15 protein-coding genes are annotated in these 17,148 nt (G+C 67.3%); 8 read left to right on the top strand and 7 right to left on the bottom strand.

The genetic code is table 11. The features are described 5' to 3' along the window. Nucleotides 1-26 precede the first annotated feature (26 nt). The 3 genes from GS4_RS19530 to GS4_RS19520 form a co-directional block, all read right to left on the bottom strand. The gene (locus tag GS4_RS19530) at nt 27-1,826 is read right to left on the bottom strand and encodes a hypothetical protein (protein ID WP_169331492.1); all 1,800 of its coding nucleotides are present in this window, start codon (nt 1,824-1,826) and stop codon (nt 27-29) included. 174 nt (nt 1,827-2,000) lie between these two features. Continuing rightward, entirely contained in the window at nt 2,001-3,419 is a 1,419-nt protein-coding gene (locus tag GS4_RS19525; RefSeq protein ID WP_007623791.1) for an amidase, read from the bottom strand. Next, nucleotides 3,416-4,012: a TetR/AcrR family transcriptional regulator gene (locus tag GS4_RS19520; RefSeq protein WP_051989789.1), complete on the bottom strand. Its 597-nt coding sequence runs from the start codon at nt 4,010-4,012 to the stop codon at nt 3,416-3,418. Before GS4_RS19520 ends, GS4_RS19525 begins: the two co-directional genes overlap by 4 nt. Nucleotides 4,013-4,101: 89 nt before the next feature. Here GS4_RS19520 and GS4_RS19515 point away from each other — a divergent pair, with 89 nt between their 5' ends. The 3 genes from GS4_RS19515 to GS4_RS19505 all read left to right on the top strand — a co-directional run bounded on the left by GS4_RS19515 (nt 4,102) and on the right by GS4_RS19505 (nt 7,916). Next, nucleotides 4,102-5,439 carry an MFS transporter gene (locus GS4_RS19515; protein WP_007623779.1) on the top strand — a complete coding sequence of 446 codons (1,338 nt, stop codon included), beginning with the start codon at nt 4,102-4,104 and terminating at the stop codon, nt 5,437-5,439. A gap of 120 nt (nt 5,440-5,559) precedes the next feature. After that, nucleotides 5,560-6,759, top strand: a complete 1,200-nt coding sequence (locus GS4_RS19510; protein ID WP_007623777.1) for an acyl-CoA dehydrogenase family protein — start codon at nt 5,560-5,562, stop codon at nt 6,757-6,759. Nucleotides 6,760-6,803: 44 nt separating this feature from the next. Beyond that, complete coding sequence (locus GS4_RS19505; RefSeq protein ID WP_007623775.1) at nt 6,804-7,916, top strand: acyl-CoA dehydrogenase family protein; 1,113 nt, start codon at nt 6,804-6,806, stop codon at nt 7,914-7,916. A 130-nt stretch (nt 7,917-8,046) separates the two neighbouring features. On the opposite strand, the gene GS4_RS19500 is transcribed toward GS4_RS19505, so the two are convergent. The 3 genes from GS4_RS19500 to GS4_RS19490 are packed head-to-tail and all read right to left on the bottom strand — an operon-like array spanning nt 8,047 to nt 10,944. After that, entirely contained in the window at nt 8,047-8,874 is an 828-nt protein-coding gene (locus GS4_RS19500) for an aldose epimerase family protein (protein ID WP_007623773.1), read from the bottom strand. Next, nucleotides 8,871-9,197, bottom strand: a complete 327-nt coding sequence (locus tag GS4_RS19495; RefSeq protein WP_007623771.1) for a hypothetical protein — start codon at nt 9,195-9,197, stop codon at nt 8,871-8,873. The genes GS4_RS19500 and GS4_RS19495 overlap by 4 nt, the downstream gene beginning before the upstream one ends. 10 nt (nt 9,198-9,207) lie before the next feature. Continuing rightward, the gene (locus tag GS4_RS19490; protein ID WP_051989788.1) at nt 9,208-10,944 is read right to left on the bottom strand and encodes a sodium:solute symporter family protein; all 1,737 of its coding nucleotides are present in this window, start codon (nt 10,942-10,944) and stop codon (nt 9,208-9,210) included. A gap of 93 nt (nt 10,945-11,037) precedes the next feature. On the opposite strand from GS4_RS19490, the gene GS4_RS19485 reads away from it, so the two are divergent. The 3 genes from GS4_RS19485 to galK are packed head-to-tail and all read left to right on the top strand — an operon-like array spanning nt 11,038 to nt 14,089. Continuing rightward, nucleotides 11,038-11,829, top strand: a complete 792-nt coding sequence (locus GS4_RS19485; protein ID WP_040511130.1) for a DeoR/GlpR family DNA-binding transcription regulator — start codon at nt 11,038-11,040, stop codon at nt 11,827-11,829. After that, nucleotides 11,826-12,959, top strand: a complete 1,134-nt coding sequence (galT, locus tag GS4_RS19480; RefSeq protein ID WP_007623768.1) for a galactose-1-phosphate uridylyltransferase — start codon at nt 11,826-11,828, stop codon at nt 12,957-12,959. The genes GS4_RS19485 and galT overlap by 4 nt, the downstream gene beginning before the upstream one ends. Further along, nucleotides 12,956-14,089 carry a galactokinase gene (galK, locus tag GS4_RS19475; protein WP_007623767.1) on the top strand — a complete coding sequence of 378 codons (1,134 nt, stop codon included), beginning with the start codon at nt 12,956-12,958 and terminating at the stop codon, nt 14,087-14,089. Before galT ends, galK begins: the two co-directional genes overlap by 4 nt. Here the strand turns inward: galK and GS4_RS19470 are convergent. Next, nucleotides 14,045-14,296 carry a hypothetical protein gene (locus tag GS4_RS19470; protein WP_007623766.1) on the bottom strand — a complete coding sequence of 84 codons (252 nt, stop codon included), beginning with the start codon at nt 14,294-14,296 and terminating at the stop codon, nt 14,045-14,047. The two genes, galK and GS4_RS19470, sit on opposite strands and share 45 nt — an antisense overlap. 207 nt (nt 14,297-14,503) lie before the next feature. Between GS4_RS19470 and GS4_RS19465 the strand changes: the two genes are divergently transcribed. Both GS4_RS19465 and GS4_RS19460 read left to right on the top strand, forming a co-directional pair. After that, nucleotides 14,504-15,727, top strand: coding sequence for an LLM class flavin-dependent oxidoreductase (locus GS4_RS19465; protein ID WP_007623765.1), 1,224 nt, complete (start codon nt 14,504-14,506; stop codon nt 15,725-15,727). Further along, nucleotides 15,724-17,088 carry an NtaA/DmoA family FMN-dependent monooxygenase gene (locus GS4_RS19460; protein WP_007623763.1) on the top strand — a complete coding sequence of 455 codons (1,365 nt, stop codon included), beginning with the start codon at nt 15,724-15,726 and terminating at the stop codon, nt 17,086-17,088. Before GS4_RS19465 ends, GS4_RS19460 begins: the two co-directional genes overlap by 4 nt. Nucleotides 17,089-17,148: the final 60 nt, after the last annotated feature.

Genomic DNA, 17,148 nt, shown 5'->3' with positions numbered 1-17,148 from the left:
GTTGGGTGAGCGTCGGCGAACCGGGCCTACCGCAGACCGAGGACGTGGTATGTGATCTGATGGCGCGGAATCCAGGTCTCTCGCGCGCAGATCATCAGCGTCGCACCGGGAACCACGAGCAGACCGCCGGCATCGTAACCGCACGGCGACGGCCGCCTGGTCGTGTTGCCAGCGCGATCGACGATCGCGATGCTGACCCGGCTGGTTGTCGGGTCGAACACTGTTGCGGTCGCAAGTCCGTCCCCGACCATTGCTGAACGCCTGTCAGCCGAGATCCCGTTGTCAATCGCACGATTCATCGGCGTGATCTCTGTTTTCCACGGCAGCACGTAGTCGCCACCCCGACCGGCAGTTCGGGAAAGCTCCACAACCGGAACCGTGGAGGTCCCCAGGGCGAGAGTGTCGGTGTACCCGCCGGAAGCGCTGCCGGCCCCTGGTAGCCGCCGAACGCGATGCCGCGCTGTATCCACTACGTAGACGCCATCGCCGGAGTATTCGGCGCTCGTGGTGGTGACCACCGAATCTCCGAACACGGCGACCATGTGTGCGTTGAACTGTGTGGCGTTCGACTTTCTGGGCCGCAGAGGGATTCGCCATACCGACGCGTCACTGATCGAATGGACTTCGATGCTGTACGACGTGCCGCATCTGACGAGGTACACGACGGCATGAGTGGTCGTGCCGAACTGGGGGTACGCCTCCGTGCACCGCATGCGTACGGATCTGTGCCACACATGATTCCCGGTCCTCGGGTCGAGGACCATCAACTCGTCCCCACGAACAACCGCCAGGGCGTGCGCAGGCCCCTCGAGCCGTTGGTCGGGACGCCAGTTCTCGCCGTTGGACCACCGATACTCCCCCGACATGGCGTCGAGACCGATCAGCATCGATCGCGAAGGCCATCCCGACATCAGACAGGCCAGTACGACCGAGCTGCCGGGACCCACTCCGGTCGAGTGCACCGCGTACGGAGTGCACTTCGACGGCAATCGCGAGTACGCAAAGGTCCACCGAAGTCGTCCGGTGCCACCGTCGCGAGCTTCCAATGCAGTGCCGTTCTCGACGACGAAGCCGGCTCCGGCCGCCACGAGCCGACTGGGATCCTCGGTGGCAAACGAGTACGAAATCCGTTCGCCCAGAGTAGTCGGCAGGCCTGGGACGGGATCGTTCTCAGCCGCTGCCCTCGCAGGATCGCGGGCCGTGATGGACAGGGCCACAGTGGGTGAGGCCGCGACGACGAGCCCGACAACCATCGAGAAGGCAACCAGGAGCGTTGCAGGACGGGCCGAAACACCTGCCCAACGGATCTTCGCCGGCCACCCGAGACGGCGAGTGCCGTCGGGCCGATAGACGCGAACGACCACCGCGACGACAACGATGCAGCCAACCGTCAACGCGATCCATGCTGCGATCGAGATCTCTCTGATGCCTCGATCGCCCGGACCGGAGACACTCGCGAAAGCGCGGTCGGGCCAGGATGCGAAGACGGCTGTCAGCACACCCGCCGCTGCCGCCATCGCGACCACAATCGCAATCCCGAGGTACGACGAAGCGTGGGGACCATTCGTTCCGGCCATCAGTGCGGTCAGCAGCACACCCGTCACCAAGGCCACGACGACAACCCCGACGAGCTCGGCGATGGTGAAGGTGGTGATCGCGCTCAGATCGGTACCGGTCGAGCCGCGAGGCGACCTCCATACGAGCGCAAGCGCTGCAAGCACCACGGCGCCGATCACGAACCCGCCACTCACACTGCAGAGAACGAGCATCGATCGCGCCACACGCGCATCGACCTCAGACGCCTTCTCCGGCAACTCTTCGGACACCGCCACCCCCGTCGGATCGGGACAACTGTGCCACACGCACAGGACAACCGAGTTGCTCACACCGGCCAGACGACCGAGGGGTCATCCGACCGGATGACAGTCGGCCTGAACTCCCGCTCACCCATCTCGTTCTCGCTCACCCGACTGGATGAGCAGGAACGAAAAGGGTGAGCGTCAGCCGACCGGGTCCTGAATTCGGGCGAAGCCCCGGGCCGCCTCCAGTTCGAAGGCCAACTCGAGAAGGACTCGCTCGCAACCGAGATCGGCGGAGAAGTGGATTCCCACCGGCAGCCCGGCCGACGACTGCGCGAGGGGCAGGGAGATGGCCGGCGTGCCCGACACGTTGTTGGCCGGGGTGAAGGCGACATAGCGGATCAGCCGCTCGAAGACGAGGTCGAAGTCGATGCCGGGATCGAGGTAACCGATCTCGGGCGTCACGTGCGCAAGGGTCGGCGACAGCACCACGTCGACCTGGCGGAACACCGCGCGGAATCGACCGATCGAGCGTCGCAGCGACCAGATCACATGAGGTGTCCGATAGAAGCGACGCAAGAACTTCCGCGACAGGCCGCGGGTGAACGGGTCGACCTGCGAACGGTCGAAGTCGGGGTCCAGTAGACGACTCCCGAAGAACTCCAACGAGAAGGCCATCAGTCCCCAGTAGTCGGTGAACTGGTCGATGAACGCCGGCTCCACCGGGATCGGGATCACCTCGACGTCGTGGCCGAGCTCGCCGAGCAGTTCGACGGTCGCCTGCAGACCGGCGACCGTGTCGGCGTCGAGCGGCTGTCCGGTGATCGCCTCGTCCAGCACGCCGATGCGGAGTCGGCGCTCGGACGGCCCCTCGACGAGCCCGACGCGGGGCATCGATGCAGCATCGCCGCGGTCGATGTCGGCAAGGAAGTGGGCAGTGTCGCGCACCGACCGGCTGACGATCCCGTTGGACACCAGGTCGATCGGGGCCGCCTCCCCCTCCACAGATGCCGCAACCCGACCACGAGACGGCTTGAGCCCGACGAGTCCGCAGGCGGCGGCCGGGATGCGGATCGATCCGCCGCCGTCGTTGGCGTGCGCGATGGGAAGTGCCCCCGCCGCGACCAGGGCTGCCGAACCACCTGACGACGCGCCTGCCGAATAGTCGGTGTCCCACGGGTTCCGGGTCGGGGGACGGTCGACGAACTCGGTGGTCGCAGTCAACCCGAAGGCGGGCAATGTCGATGCTCCGACCAGGGTCACCCCGGTCGCGAGGAACTGGTCGGTGAACGGCTCGTTGCGCTGCGCCGGACGGTCCGACACGGCGGCAGAACCGTGACGAGCGGCGATCCCCGCGTAGTTGGTGTTGTTCTTGATGATCGACGGCACACCTGCGAACGGCCCCTTCTGCGAAGGGTTCTCGACGATGAGCCGACGCGCTCGGTCGCGGTCGTCGACTGCGACGGCGTTCAGTTGCGGCTCCACGGAGTCGATCCGCGTCAACGCGGCCTCGAGAGCCTCCGCGGCCGAGATCTCACCGCCGGCGATCGCCGAGGCGACGCCAATACCGTCGAGGTGGCCGAGCGCGTCGTCGCCGAAGGCGTGGACCCGTTTCGTCACCGCGAGGCCGCCGACGCCTCGGCGTCGACGGTCGCCAACCGCAGGACGTCGGCGACGAGATCGGCCGCGTACTCGCCGTCGACCGCGAGCCCGAACACCGCGTGGTGATACAGCGGCGCGATGATGTGGTCGAGCACCTGCCGGACCGACGGAGTCGCCTCGGTACGCTCACGCGCCCGCCCGATCATCTCGTCGGCCTGCTCCCGGCGGATCGCCCAGCAGGGACACTCCTCCACGAGACCCTCACGTGCGGACACCATCGCCCGGAGATATGCACGGCGCTTGGGTCGGCCGATGTCGTCGGCGATGATGCGTGCCCACTCGTCGAGCTCACGGGCGAGGTCACCGTGGTCCGGGAGCGGTTCACCTTGCGTCAGGGCTGCGACCGCAACCTCTTCGAGGAGCACCTCCATCGTGCCCCAACGCCGGTAGACGCTCGTCGGGTTGACTCCGGCGACCTCGGCCACCTGCGGAATCGTCATGGTCTCGCGATGACCCTGGCCGACGAGCTGTCCGACCGCGGCGTACACAGCGGACTGCACACGCGCGCTACGACCACCGGGACGTCGGAGGGGGGCGGTAGCGTTGCTCATGACGCCATTATTGCAAACCGCGTTGCGTTAGTGCCACGATCGGGCTACTTTCATTAACGCAACCGTCATTGCTTTAGGAGGAGCGTCTCATGGCTCGCCCACATCTGCACCCGCACCGTGCCTTCTGGGTCGTCGCGGCCACCGTCGTGATGGTTCTCTTCGCATCCGCGGCCCCGTCGCCGCTGTACCCCGTCTATCAGGAACTCTGGGGCTTCTCGGCGTTCACACTCACCGCGGTGTTCGCCATCTACGTGCTCTTCATGCTGGTCAGCCTGGTGACCGTCGGATCGCTCTCCGACCACATCGGCCGACGACCGGTCCTCGCCGTCGCCCTGGTCCTGCTGATCGCGAGCATGGTGCTGTTCCTCGTTGCCGACGACGTAGCGGTACTGATGGTCGCCCGCGCACTGCAGGGTCTCGCGACCGGAGCCGCCATCGGCACCCTCACTGCCACCGTTGTCGACATGCAACCGACCCAGCGGCTCGGCTCGGCGATCACCGGCGCCGCCCCGACGATCGGACTCGCGGGTGGTGTCGCCGTCGCCGGAGTACTCGTCCAGTACGCACCCGCGCCGCGATTCCTCATCTACGAGGTCATCCTGGTCGCCTTCGCGGCACTGCTCCTCGCACTGCTGGTGATCCCCGAGACCTCGCAGCGCGTCGGGTTCACGTCACGGCGGCACATCGCGACGACGCTGGCCCCACAGGCATCGGTGCCGAAGGACGTCCGCCGGGCGTTCCTGGGTGCGGTGCCCGCCTTCATCGCCACCTGGTCACTCGGTGGCCTGTACCTGTCGCTGGGATCGTCGGTGGTGGCGCGGGTGTTCGGGGTCGACAACCACGCCGAGGCCGGCGCACTGCTCTTCGTCTTCTTCGCCTCCGCCGCGACCACCTCGCTGGTGATCACCCGCACCGGCCCGGCGGCCAAGCTCACCTACGGCTACCCGATGTTGACCGCGGGTGCACTCCTCTCCCTGGGCGGCATCCTCGGCGAGTCGTTGCCGCTCTACCTCGTCGGCTCACTCGTCGCGGGGTCGGGCTTCGCCGCCTGCTTCCTCGGCGGCCTCGACAGCCTGTCGGCATCGACCGCACCGCACCAGCGCGGCCAGGTCTTCTCCGCCGTCTTCGTCGTCAGCTATCTCGCCTTCAGCGTGCCGGCCGTGATCGCGGGCATCGTCGTCTCGCACATCGGCCTACACACCACGGTCGTCGCGTACGTCACCTACGTGACCGTGCTGGCCGTCCTCGGCGGACTGGTGATGGTCTACAGCCGTCGAGTCGCGCAGCGGGTGACCACCGGCGCCGGATCACCCGGGAACGCGCCGTCGGCCGACGCCACCGACACGGGGATCGCCGAGCTCGTGGTCGACGCCGGGCCGGTGGATTCCCTGGACACCCCCGTGCCGGCCCCGTCGGGCCGACGCTGACGCCGACAACTGAGGACTCCGGTCACCGGCACCTCGCTGCCACATCCGTCGGCAGCGAGGTGTCCTGCGGTTTCGGCGTCGGTGTATACCGACGCGGCCGACAGGAGTAAGAACAGAGTCATGCACCTCAAGTTCAGCCCCGAGGAGGAGGCGTTCCGCGAGGAATTGCGGACGTTCTTCACGACCAACGTGCCCAAGGAGATCCTGGAGCGGTCCGCCGCCGAGGATCTCAACTTCCCCGACGATCTCATCACCACCCAGAAGATCCTGGCCGAGGCCGGATACGCCGTCCCGCATTGGCCGGTCGAGTGGGGCGGTCAGGACTGGACGCCGATCCAGCACCACATCTGGCGTGAAGAACTCAGCCTCGCCTCGGTGCCCGAGCCGCTCGCCTTCAATGCCGCGATGGTCGGTCCGGTCATCGCGGCCTTCGGATCCGAGGAACTGAAGAAGCGCTTCCTGCCGGCGACCGCGAACCTCGACATCTGGTGGTGCCAGGGATTCTCCGAGCCCGAAGCCGGCTCCGACCTCGCCTCGCTCAAGACCAAGGCGGTCCGCGACGGTGACGAGTACATCGTCAACGGTCAGAAGACCTGGACGACCCTCGCCCAGTACGCCGACTGGATCTTCTGCCTCGTCCGCACCAACCCCGACGCCCCGAAGCGGCAGGCAGGCATCAGCTTCCTGCTCATCGACATGAACAGCGAAGGTGTCGAGCGCCGCCCCATCCAGCTCATCGACGGCGGCTACGAGGTCAACGAGGTCTTCTTCAACAACGTGCGTGTCCCCGCCGAGAATTTGGTGGGCGAGGAGAACGCCGGTTGGGGGTACGCCAAGTTCTTGCTCGGCAACGAGCGCACCGGCGTGGCACGGGTCGGTTTCACCAAGAAGAAGCTGGCCCGCGCCAAGGAATTGGCCCGCCAGACCACGACCGCCGAGGGCACGCTCCTCGACAACCCGCTGTTCGCTGCACGCCTCGCCGAACTCGAGAACGAGTTGTTGGCGCTGGAGCTCACCCAGCTCCGCGTGGTGGCGTCGTCCACCGACGGCAAGCCGAACCCCGCATCGTCCCTGCTGAAGTTGCGCGGCAGCGAACTGCAACAGGCCGCAACCGAACTCCTCGCCGACGTCGCCGGACCCGACTCGCTGCCGGTGGCGCCGCCCGACCCCGACGCGGCCAACGGGACCGCGGAGATCCTGTCACCCGCCTGGGCACAGCTGACCGTGCCCACCTACCTGAACTACCGCAAGGTCTCGATCTACAGCGGATCGTCGGAGGTCCAGCGCCAGATCATCGACAAGGCCGTACTCGGCCTGTAGCGCACCGACATCCGCGAACCGCACTGCGAGAGACAGGACCCCTGATGGACTTCGAACTGTCCGACGAACAACAGCTGTTGCGCGACACCGTCCGCGACGTGCTGACCAAGAAATACGATGTGGAGACCCTTCGCTCAGTCACCGACACCGAGCTCGGCTGGGACCGCGGCATCTGGAAGTCGCTGGCCGACATCGGCATCCTCGGCCTGACCTTCCCCGAGGAGGACGGCGGGTCGGCGGCCGGACCGGTCGAGTTCGCGACCGTGCTGACCGAGTTCGGCCGAGCCCTCGCCCCTGAGCCGTACCTCGATTCCGTCCTCGTGCCGGGCTCGCTGGTGGGCGCCGCCGCCGACGACGAGACCCGGTCGGAGATCCTCGGCGGACTCGCGGCCGGCGACCTGCTCCTGGCCTTCGCACACCTGGAGTCGGGTGACCGCTGGCCGCTCGCGGGAGTCGCGACCACCGCATCCGGTGACACTCTGACCGGCACCAAGACCCTTGTCGGTCATGGCGATTGCGCCGACAAGTTCGTCGTCTCGGCACGCGTGGACGGTGAGGTCGGCCTGTTCCTGGTCGACGCCGACGCCGAGGGCGTCACCCGGACCCCGTACCGTACGCATGATCGTCGGCGCGGCGCCCAGGTCGACTTCGCGAACGCACCTGCCAAGCGACTCGGCAGCGGCGACGCATCGACGATCATCGCCGACGCCGAGGTCGGCATCCAGACCGCACTGTGCGCCGAGGCGGTCGGGGCGATGGACCGGGCTCTGGCCCTGACCACCGACTACCTCAAGACGCGCAAGCAATTCGGCGTCACCCTGTCGACATTCGAGGCACTCACGCATCGAGCCGCCGACATGTATGTGCTGCTGGAGCTCGCCCGCAGTCTCAGTCTGTACGCGACCGGCACCCTGGCCGACGGTACCGCCGACCCGATCGTCGCCAGCCGTGCCAAGCTCCAGATCTGCCGGTCGGCTCGCCAGATCGGGCAAGAGGCCATCCAGATGCACGGCGGCATCGGTATGACCGCCGAGTACCCGGTCGGACATTATGCGAGTCGACTGGTCGCCATCGCCCACACCCTGGGCGGCGCCGAGGAGCACCTGTCGCAGATCGCCGGATCAGTCGGCGACTGGGAGTCGATCAGCGTCGGCTGACAACCGTGCGGACTATTGACACCTGAGCGGGCCGAGCTGTGGATATCGCACAGCCGAGCCCGCTCAGGTGCCATTCGTGCGGACGTCGAATCCACAGATGCGCAGACCGCCCACACGGAACCTCCGGTGGTCACCACGACCAGTTCGTGGTGACCACCAGTTCTGTTCCGGGGAGCACCATTTCGGGCGCCGAGTTGATCCCGTCCGGCGGGCCGGTCTGCGGCTCGACGCACACCACGCCGGGTCGCTCGTCGTAGACGACCACCCATCGTGCATCGCTCTCGACGCGGAGACCGAACACATCACCCCAGTCGAGTCGCACGTCGACGCCGTCGGGCATGCCGAAGCAGTCGTCCCACGGGCCCGGACGCCGCTCGACCCGACGGCCGGTCGGTAGATGGTCGTCACCCCGCTCCTCCTGCCACGCCGGGTCGAACCCGATCCGGCACGAACCTGATTCGTGGGTGAGTTGCCGACGGAACCACGGATGCCAGCCGGCCTGCGCGGGGAACGATTTGTCTTCGGCCGAAACCCGGAGTCGCATCGTCAGTCCGTCCGGCCGCACCTCCACCTCCTGGTGCACCGACCCTAGGTAGGGCCACGCCGGGTCGAGTCGCACATCCATCGCGGCCGTCGAGGCGCTGAACTCGCGCATCCGCCACCGGCGATCGCGGACCACACCATGGATCGCATTCGGTGGGTCGTTGCGCGGGAACCGGTGCACCCCATCGGCGCTCCGGAGTTCACCGTCACGCATCCGGCCACACCACGGCGCCATCGGAAAACACCCGAATCGATCGCCCGGCTCGAGGATGTCGATGCCACCGACGGAGAGAGATGTGAGACGCCCACCCAGGTCGGTGAGGTGGGCGACCACATCGCCCGCACGCAACTCGACGTCGCTGCCGGGTTCCGACCGAAGGTCGCCGGCACCATCGGGACTCGCAGTCGTACTCACCCGTTCCCGCCGACACCGGTGCTGCGACCGTTGGGCTTGATCGCGGCGCGGATCGCGAACAGGGCGGCGACGACCAAGAGGACGATACCGACCCAGATGTTGGCCGAACTCCCCGCCGACAGATCCACCGGGTCGGTGGAGTGCGGATGATCACCGGCTCCCGCCTCGGCTGCCGCGGGGAGCAGACCGGCGATCACCAGAGCCACGCCGTAGATGCCGAGCAGTTCGGCGATGATGTTGCGGATGTCGAACAGCCGCTCGAGGATTCGATCCTTGCGGGTTCTCGCGGAGTCGATCTCGGCCATGATGTTCTCCTCACTCATGTCGGAATCGTCAGTGGAAGACGACGTTGAGGACGATGACCAGTCCGAGGACGATCATGCCCAGAGGGACGGGGCGCGAGAACCATGGCAGCGAGTTCGCCGTCATGTCGCGCAGTTTCGACTTGTCGGTCAGCGAGTAGACGAAACCGTCGAGTTCGGATTCCGGCTTCGGTCTGGTCACCAGCGAGATCACCACCGACAGCAGGATGTCCACGATGAACGCCATCGACGCCGCGACGAAGGGCATGCCCTGGCCGGGCAGGTCGATCACCCCGGTCTCCTGCAGGACGAAAACCGTCACCGCCGAGGCGGTTCCGCCGACGAGGCCCACCCATCCAGCGGTCGGGGTCATCCGCTTCCAGAACATGCCGAGGATGAAGGTCGCGAACAACGGGGCGTTGAAGAACCCGAACAGGGTCTGCAGGTAGTCCATCAGATTCGAGTAGCCCGCCGCGATGGTGGCGGTACCGATGGCGAGCACAGTGGCCGCCACGGTCGCGACCCGCCCCACCGTGATGTAGTACCCGTCCTCGCGATTCTTGACCACGTACTGCTGCCAGATGTCGTAACTGAACACGGTGTTGAACGCCGACACGTTCGCTGCCATGCCCGCCATGAACGATGCGATGAGGCCGGCCACCGCGACGCCGAGCAGTCCGTTGGGCAAGATGTCGCGCATCATCAGCAGGATCGCGTCGTTGTAGGTGACACCGTCGCCCGCGCCCGAGTTCTTGAGGTGGATCATGTCGCCGACCGCTGCCGCACAGATCATTCCGGGCACCACCACGACGAAGGGGATGAACATCTTCGGGATCGCACCGAGGATGGGAGCACGGCGGGCCGAGGTCAACGAGTCCGAGGCCATCGCGCGCTGCACCTCGACGAAGTTGGTGGTCCAGTATCCGAAGGACAGAACGAATCCCAGGCCGAAGACGATGCCGACGACCGACCACACCGGTGACGAGAAGCCGCTCAACGCCTGCCCGGGCCACGACGAGAGTTGGTCGCCGACCGTCGCCGTGACCGCCCCGCTCCCGCTGTGGGTGTCGACGATCTTCTCCTTCAGTCCGCTCCACCCGCCGACCTTGATCAGCCCGATCACGGTGAGGGGCACCAGCGCCGCGAGGATGACGAAGAATTGCAGCACCTCGTTGTAGATGGCAGCCGACAGACCGCCGAGCGCGGTGTAGGACAACACCACCGCGGCCGCCACGATCAGCGAGACCCATTGCGGCCAGCCGAGAACCGCGTTGACGACGGTTGCCAGCAGGAAGAGGTTGACGCCGGCGATCAACACCTGTGCCACCGCGAAGCTCAACGCGTTGACCAAATGCGCACCGGTTCCGAAGCGCCTGCGCATGAACTCCGGCACACTGCGCACCTTGGAGCCGTAGTAGAACGGCATCATCACGAGGCCGAGGAACACCATCGCGGGCACGGCGCCGATCCAGAAGTAGTGCATCGTGGCCAGTCCGATCTGGGCGCCGTTGGCCGACATCCCCATGATCTCGACGGCACCGAGGTTCGCCGACACGAAGGCGATACCGGTCACCCACGCGGGGAGTGATCGCCCCGACAGGAAGAAGTCGAGGCTGGTGGCAACGCGGTGGCGCGCAAGGTAGCCGATCGCGAGCACGAACGCGAAGTAGACGGCGATGAGGACGTAGTCCAACACACCGGTGTTCAGACGCAGGAGCGTCTCGGACGCCAGGTTCACGGGCGACCTCCTTGAGTACCGAGTCGACATTGACCGCTCAGAAACTAACAGAAGGCAACACGATGGTTGATCGATTCCGTGCATTTGATGTTCGAAACCGTGCGATGTTGATAGTCTCTGTCCATGCTGGCAGCTGAACGACGTGGGCATGTGTTGGCCGCGGTGGTGGGTCGTGGAGCTGTCCGGGTGACCGACCTCGCCGAGGAACTGGGCGTCTCCGAGATGACGATCCGTCGCGATCTCGACCGGCTCGAGTCCGATGGCGAGATCGCGAAGGTGCACGGCGGTGCCGTACGCACCGACCCCGAGCAGTCGGCGCGCGGACTCGAACCGCCGTCGTCGACCAAGGCTGAGCGCGAACCCGGGGCCAAGCGTGCGATCGCAGCCGCGGCTCTGTCCTTGGTCGAGGACGGGATGACTCTCGCGATCGGCGCCGGGACCACGACCTTGGAGCTGGCTCGTCTGCTCCGTGGACGCGACGTCACGGTGATCACGAACTCCGTGTCCATCTTCCATCTCCTCACCGATCCGTCGGCGGACGAGGTGGTGTCGTCAGGTGTACAGCTGACCGGTGGCCAACGGACACCGTCCGACGCCCTCGTCGGACCGATCGCGAATGCCGCGCTGGAACGGTTCCGGACCGATCGGGCGTTCGTCGGCACCCATGGCATCGACCCACTGGCCGGATTCACCACACCGAACCTCGGTGAGGCGGAGACCAACCGGAAGCTGCTCGGTACCGCACGCTCGTGTGTGGTGATCGCCGATCACACGAAGTACGGCGAGATCGGCGCGCACCTGTACGCCGGATTCGGCCGGGTCGACCACCTCGTCACCGACGACGGGCTCTCGGAGGGCCGGCGAGCGGAACTGACACGGGTGGTCGATCTCGTCGTGGCGGAGGGCAACTCGTGATCGATACAGATCCGCAGGCGCCGCCGGGACCGCGCGCGCTGCCCACGCCGGTGCGCGCGCCGCTCGCCGACGGACGGGAGATCTTGTTCTTCGCGCAGGAGTCCGAGCCGGTCCCCGCGGCCGACCATCGCGAACTCCCGCCGCAGCCGACCGAAACGCCGACACTGCTGCGCCGCGACCCGCAGACCGGAGACTGGGTGATGATCGCCCCAGCGCGTCAACTGCGGACCTACAAGCCGCCCCGTCAGATGTGTCCCCTCTGCCCCGACCCGAGCGGCCGATCCAGCGAGGTCCCGGCCGCCGACTACGAGGTGGTGGTGTTCGAGAACCGTTTCCCCTCCCTGTCGACCGCACATCGGGGTTCCGGGTTCGCACTGACCGCCGACGACGGCGACCTGACCGTCGAGCAACCAGGCCACGGCCGTTGCGAGGTCGTCTGTTTCAGCAGTGACCACGAGGCGTCGTTCGCCGGACTCACCCCGGAACGCGCGCGACTGGTCGTCGACGTCTGGGCTCAACGAACAACCGATCTGCTCGGTCGAGACGGCGTCGAGGAGGTGTTCTGCTTCGAGAACCGCGGCGAGGCGATCGGCGTGACCCTCAGCCACCCACACGGGCAGATCTATGCCTACCCGTTCCGAACACATCGGACCCGCACCATGATCCGCGAGGCACAGGCACACCGCGCAGCCACCGGATCCAATCTGTTCGAGGACATCCTCGCAGCCGAAACAGCCTCCGGCGAACGCATTCTCGTCCGCACCGAGCACACCACCGCATTCGTTCCCTTCGCGGCGCGGTGGCCTGCCGAGGTGCACATCTACCCGAATCGACATCGACGACATCTCGGTGAGCTCACCGACGCCGAGGCCGACGATCTGGCCCGCGTCTATCTGTCGGTGCTGCGCGGCTATGACGACCTCTACGGTTTCCCCCTGCCGTACATCGCGTCGTGGCACCAGTACCGATCCGACGCCGCCGAGGGGTACCTGCACGCGGAACTCTTCTCCGTGCAGCGGAGTTCGGACAAACTCAAGTACCTCGCCGGGTCGGAGTCCGGACGCGACGCCTTCGTCACCGACAAGACACCCGAGGACATCGCCGCTCAGCTCAGGGAGGTGATCCGATGACCGGGACGGCGATCCGCGCGTATGCGCCCGGACGGGTGAACCTCATCGGTGAGCACACCGACTACAACCTCGGGTTCGCGTTGCCGATCGCCCTACCGATGGGCACGACGGTCGACTACCGACCCGCCGATCCGGGAGTCGACGACGACCGGTTGGTCGCGACCTCGACGGCCGAGCCGGACACGTGTGTGATCGACCGCGACACCCGTCCCGGCGATGTCGGCGGCTGGGGCGCATACGTCGCCGGCTGCGCGTGGGCGCTCCGCGAGGCGGGCCACCGGATCCGCGGCGGCACGCTCCATGTCGACTCGACCGTCCCGGTCGGTGCCGGACTCTCGTCCTCGGCTGCGCTCGAATGCGCCGTCCTCCTCGCACTGACCGCCGATGCGCGCCCCGACCGCCACGAGATCGCGCGTCTCGCGCGGCGTGCGGAGAACGACTACGTCGGTGCACCGACCGGGCTGCTCGATCAACTGTCGAGCCTCTACGGAGACGTCGACACCGCACTACTCATCGACTTCCGCTCTCTGGCGGTGGCGCCGATCCCGTGCGAGCTCGACCATCAGGTCCGGTTGCTGGTCATCGATTCGCGGTCGGCCCATCAACACGTCGCGGGTGAGTACGCCGAACGCAAGGCCAGCTGCGAACGTGCCGCCGCGGAACTGGGAGTCGACTCGCTGCGTGAGGCGTCATCCGATGCCTGGGAGTCGTTGCCGCAGGGTCCGATACGCTCTCGTGCTCGCCACATCCTCACCGAGAACGCACGAGTGCTCGACGCCGCCGGCGCCCTCCGCGATCGCGACTTCACCGCGCTGGGCGTCGCGATGGATGCCTCACACCGTTCGATGCGGGACGACTTCGAGATCAGCACCCCGCAGATCGATCGGATCGTCGACGCCGCGAAAGATCTCGGCGCATTGGGTGCGCGGATGACAGGTGGTGGCTTCGGCGGCTCCGTCGTCGTGTTCGCCGACGCCGCCTCCGCGTCGGCGATCACCGACCGACTGCCGGACACGATCGTCGACGCCGGGTTCACCCGGCCACAGGTCCGCGAGATCCGCCCGGGACGCGGCGCGACCGTCGGGTCAGCCCCGACCGTCGACTCGGGCGACGTCGAGCAGCACAACTGATCGAGCGAGCTCCGGCGACGTCGAGGCAGCACCGCGCACCAGGGTGGCGGCGTCGACCTCGGAGACCCGCGCCGACAGCGACCGGCCCACCCGTGCGAAGACCTGGGTGAGGGCCGACGGCCGGGAACCCGACGAACCGGAGCGCGAAGTCTCGGAGCGTGACGGGCCGATGGTGTTCGCCAGCGACGGTCCGGACACCCAGGACATGAGCCACCCTCCGCGATCTCGTTGCAATGTGCCGCCGCAGACTGCGCCGACGATCCCCCAGTACAGGCCGGATCACTGTCACCCGCCAGGTTTGCGTTCAGCGTGATCGGGAGTGCCCGGCCGGAGAATCGGACCACCGGTCGCGACGTTGACCCGACGACAGCCACTCTCGGGTGGCCCCATCACGTGCGGATTCGGAGGACTTCGATGAGCGACGGACAGTCGCGCCACCTGGCGATCGGTCTGAGTGGCACGGGACGCCACCCGGCCGCCTGGCGTGAGCCGGGCGCACGACCGACCGAGGTCGTCCGGGCGCAGCGCTGGATCGATCTCGTGTCCCGGGCCGGCGAAGCCGGTGCCGACCTGGTCACCCTGGACGACTCCTTCGGCGCCCACCCCGGACTGACCACGGCGACCGACGATCGCACCGACCTGCTGACCGGCCGGGTGGACGCCGTACTCCTCGCCTCGCGTGTGGCTCCTGCGGTACCGGGCATCGGGATCGTCCCGACCGCCGTCACCACCCACACCGAGCCGTTCCACACGTCCAAGGCCATCGCCACGCTCGACTACGTGAGCACGGGCCGTGCCGGTGTCGAACTGTCCATCGCCACGAGCGCCGCGGATGCCGCCCTGTTCGGTCGCCGCGAGATCGCCGGGGACGACTCCGGGACCGTTGAACTGCTCGCCGAGGCCGAGGACTATGCGGAGGTGCTGCGCCGTCTCTGGGACAGCTGGGAGGACGACGCCGAGATCCGGGACGTGGCGACCGGCCGGTTCGTCGACCGGGACCGTCTGCACTACATCGACTTCGACGGTCCCCGCTTCTCGGTGCGCGGTCCGTCGATCACGCCGCGACCTCCACAGGGGCAGCCCCTGATCGTCGCCGCCGCAGACCACGGTGCGCGATCGGCGGAACTGATCGGTCGGGTCGCCGACGTCGGATTCGTGCCGGCGACCGACGCGACCGCCGCCCGCGCGTCCGTCGACGCCATCCGTTCCGCACAATCGGCCGCTGGTCGCACCGAGGAGACGGTGCACGTGTTCGCCGACCTGATCGTGGTGCTCGACGCCGACGTCGCAACCGCGGCTGCACGGCTCGCGCGCCTGGACGAGGCGGCCGGGATCGGCATCCCGCGCAGCGCACCGGTGTTCGTCGGCACGCCGGCCGATCTGGTCGACCACATCACCGAACTGGTCGGCGGCACCGGTGTCACCGGGGTCCGCCTGCAACCGGCGACCATCCCCCACGACCTCGATCTCATCGTCGCCGAGGTCGCACCGGAACTGCAGCGGCGCAGCGGTTTCGGTCGCGCCGTGACACCCGTCGACGGATGGTCGGGGACGCTTCGCGGTCGCCTCGGTCTCCCGCGTCCGACCAACAGGTACGGCACACGAACCACCTCAACCGCCCAGGCAGGTGTCCGATGACCAAGCAGGTCCATCTCGCAGCCCATTTCCCGGGAGTCAACAACACCACCGTGTGGAGCGATCCCGACGCCGGAAGCCACATCGAATTCGAATCGTTCGTGCATTACGCCCAGACCGCCGAGCGTGGGCTGTTCGACTTCCTGTTCCTCGCCGAAGGTCTGCGTCTACGCGAACAGAACGGGCAGATCTACGATCTCGACGTCGTCGGGCGGCCGGACACCTTCACGATCCTCTCGGCCCTCGCCGCGGTGACCGAACACCTCGGTCTCGCGGGCACGATCAACTCCACCTTCAACGAGCCGCTCGAGGTGGCCCGCCAATTCGCAAGTCTCGACCATCTGTCGGACGGCCGCGCGGCGTGGAACGTCGTCACGTCCTGGGACGAGTTCACCGGCGAGAACTTCCGTCGGGGTGGCTATCTCCCCAAGGAGGAGCGCTATTCGCGGGCACGTCAGTTCCTCCAGGTGGCAACGGAACTCTGGGATTCCTGGCGCGCCGACGACATCGTGGCGGATCCGACCACCGGTCGGTTCCTCGCTCGGGCCGAGGCCGGGTCGTTCGTCCATCACGACGATCAGTTCGACATCGCGGGCCGGTTCCCGGTACCGCGAAGTCCGCAGGGACGGCCGGTCATCTTCCAGGCCGGCGACTCGGACGAGGGCCGGGAATTCGCTGCCGCGCAGGCGGATGCGATCTTCTCGCGCCACTCCACACTCGACGCCGGTCGGGAGTTCTACGCCGACGTGAAGGGGCGCCTGCCCGCACACGGGCGTGCCGCGTCCGATCTGCTGATCCTGCCCGCAGCGACCTTCGTGTTGGGCGACACCGATGCCGACGCCGCCGACATCGCCCACGATGTGCGGCTGGCCCAGGTCAGCGGGCAGACCGCGATCAAGTTCCTCGAACAACTGTGGAACCGCGACCTCTCCGACCACGATCCCGACGGGCCGTTACCGACCATCGACCCGCTCCCCGGCGAGAACACCGTCGCGAAGGGGCGGGCGAGTGTGCGCATCCACCGCGACCCGCGCGACGTGGCGAACGAGTGGCGGCAACTCGCGGAGTCGAAGAGCCTCTCGACACGCGAGCTGATCATCGAGGTCACCGGGCGTCAGGCCTTCATCGGCTCAGCCGCCACCGTAGCGAACGAGATCAACCGCCTCGTGCAGGCCGACGCCAGCGACGGTTTCATCCTCGTCCCGCACATCACCCCGGGTGGCCTCGATCGGTTCGTCGACGAGGTCGTCCCCCATCTGCAGGAACTGGGCGTCTACCGCACCTCCTACGAGGGAACGACGCTGCGCGACAACCTCGGACTGCCTGCGTTGCGCGGCGAAGAGGTTCCGGTCGCGGGCAGCTGATCGCTAGGGTTCTACTGGCGAGCCGTTCGGGCTCTCCGCCGGGTCTCCGGGATCGGCCTC

This window comes from Gordonia soli NBRC 108243, from assembly GCF_000334455.1.
Taxonomy (GTDB): Bacteria; Actinomycetota; Actinomycetes; order Mycobacteriales; family Mycobacteriaceae; genus Gordonia; species Gordonia soli.
Note: the sequence above shows the minus strand (reverse complement) of the source record. Positions and strands in the feature narration are given on the sequence as shown.

Coding starts and splice junctions, on each gene's coding strand:
- GS4_RS19485 (WP_040511130.1), top strand. CDS start 11,038: ATGCTGGCAGCTGAACGACGTGGGCATGTGTTGGCCGCGGTGGTGGGT.
- GS4_RS19470 (WP_007623766.1), bottom strand. CDS start 14,296: ATGTCCTGGGTGTCCGGACCGTCGCTGGCGAACACCATCGGCCCGTCA.
- galK (WP_007623767.1), top strand. CDS start 12,956: ATGACCGGGACGGCGATCCGCGCGTATGCGCCCGGACGGGTGAACCTC.
- GS4_RS19520 (WP_051989789.1), bottom strand. CDS start 4,012: ATGAGCAACGCTACCGCCCCCCTCCGACGTCCCGGTGGTCGTAGCGCG.
- GS4_RS19490 (WP_051989788.1), bottom strand. CDS start 10,944: ATGTCGACTCGGTACTCAAGGAGGTCGCCCGTGAACCTGGCGTCCGAG.
- GS4_RS19465 (WP_007623765.1), top strand. CDS start 14,504: ATGAGCGACGGACAGTCGCGCCACCTGGCGATCGGTCTGAGTGGCACG.
- GS4_RS19515 (WP_007623779.1), top strand. CDS start 4,102: ATGGCTCGCCCACATCTGCACCCGCACCGTGCCTTCTGGGTCGTCGCG.
- GS4_RS19460 (WP_007623763.1), top strand. CDS start 15,724: ATGACCAAGCAGGTCCATCTCGCAGCCCATTTCCCGGGAGTCAACAAC.
- GS4_RS19495 (WP_007623771.1), bottom strand. CDS start 9,197: ATGAGTGAGGAGAACATCATGGCCGAGATCGACTCCGCGAGAACCCGC.
- GS4_RS19510 (WP_007623777.1), top strand. CDS start 5,560: ATGCACCTCAAGTTCAGCCCCGAGGAGGAGGCGTTCCGCGAGGAATTG.
- GS4_RS19505 (WP_007623775.1), top strand. CDS start 6,804: ATGGACTTCGAACTGTCCGACGAACAACAGCTGTTGCGCGACACCGTC.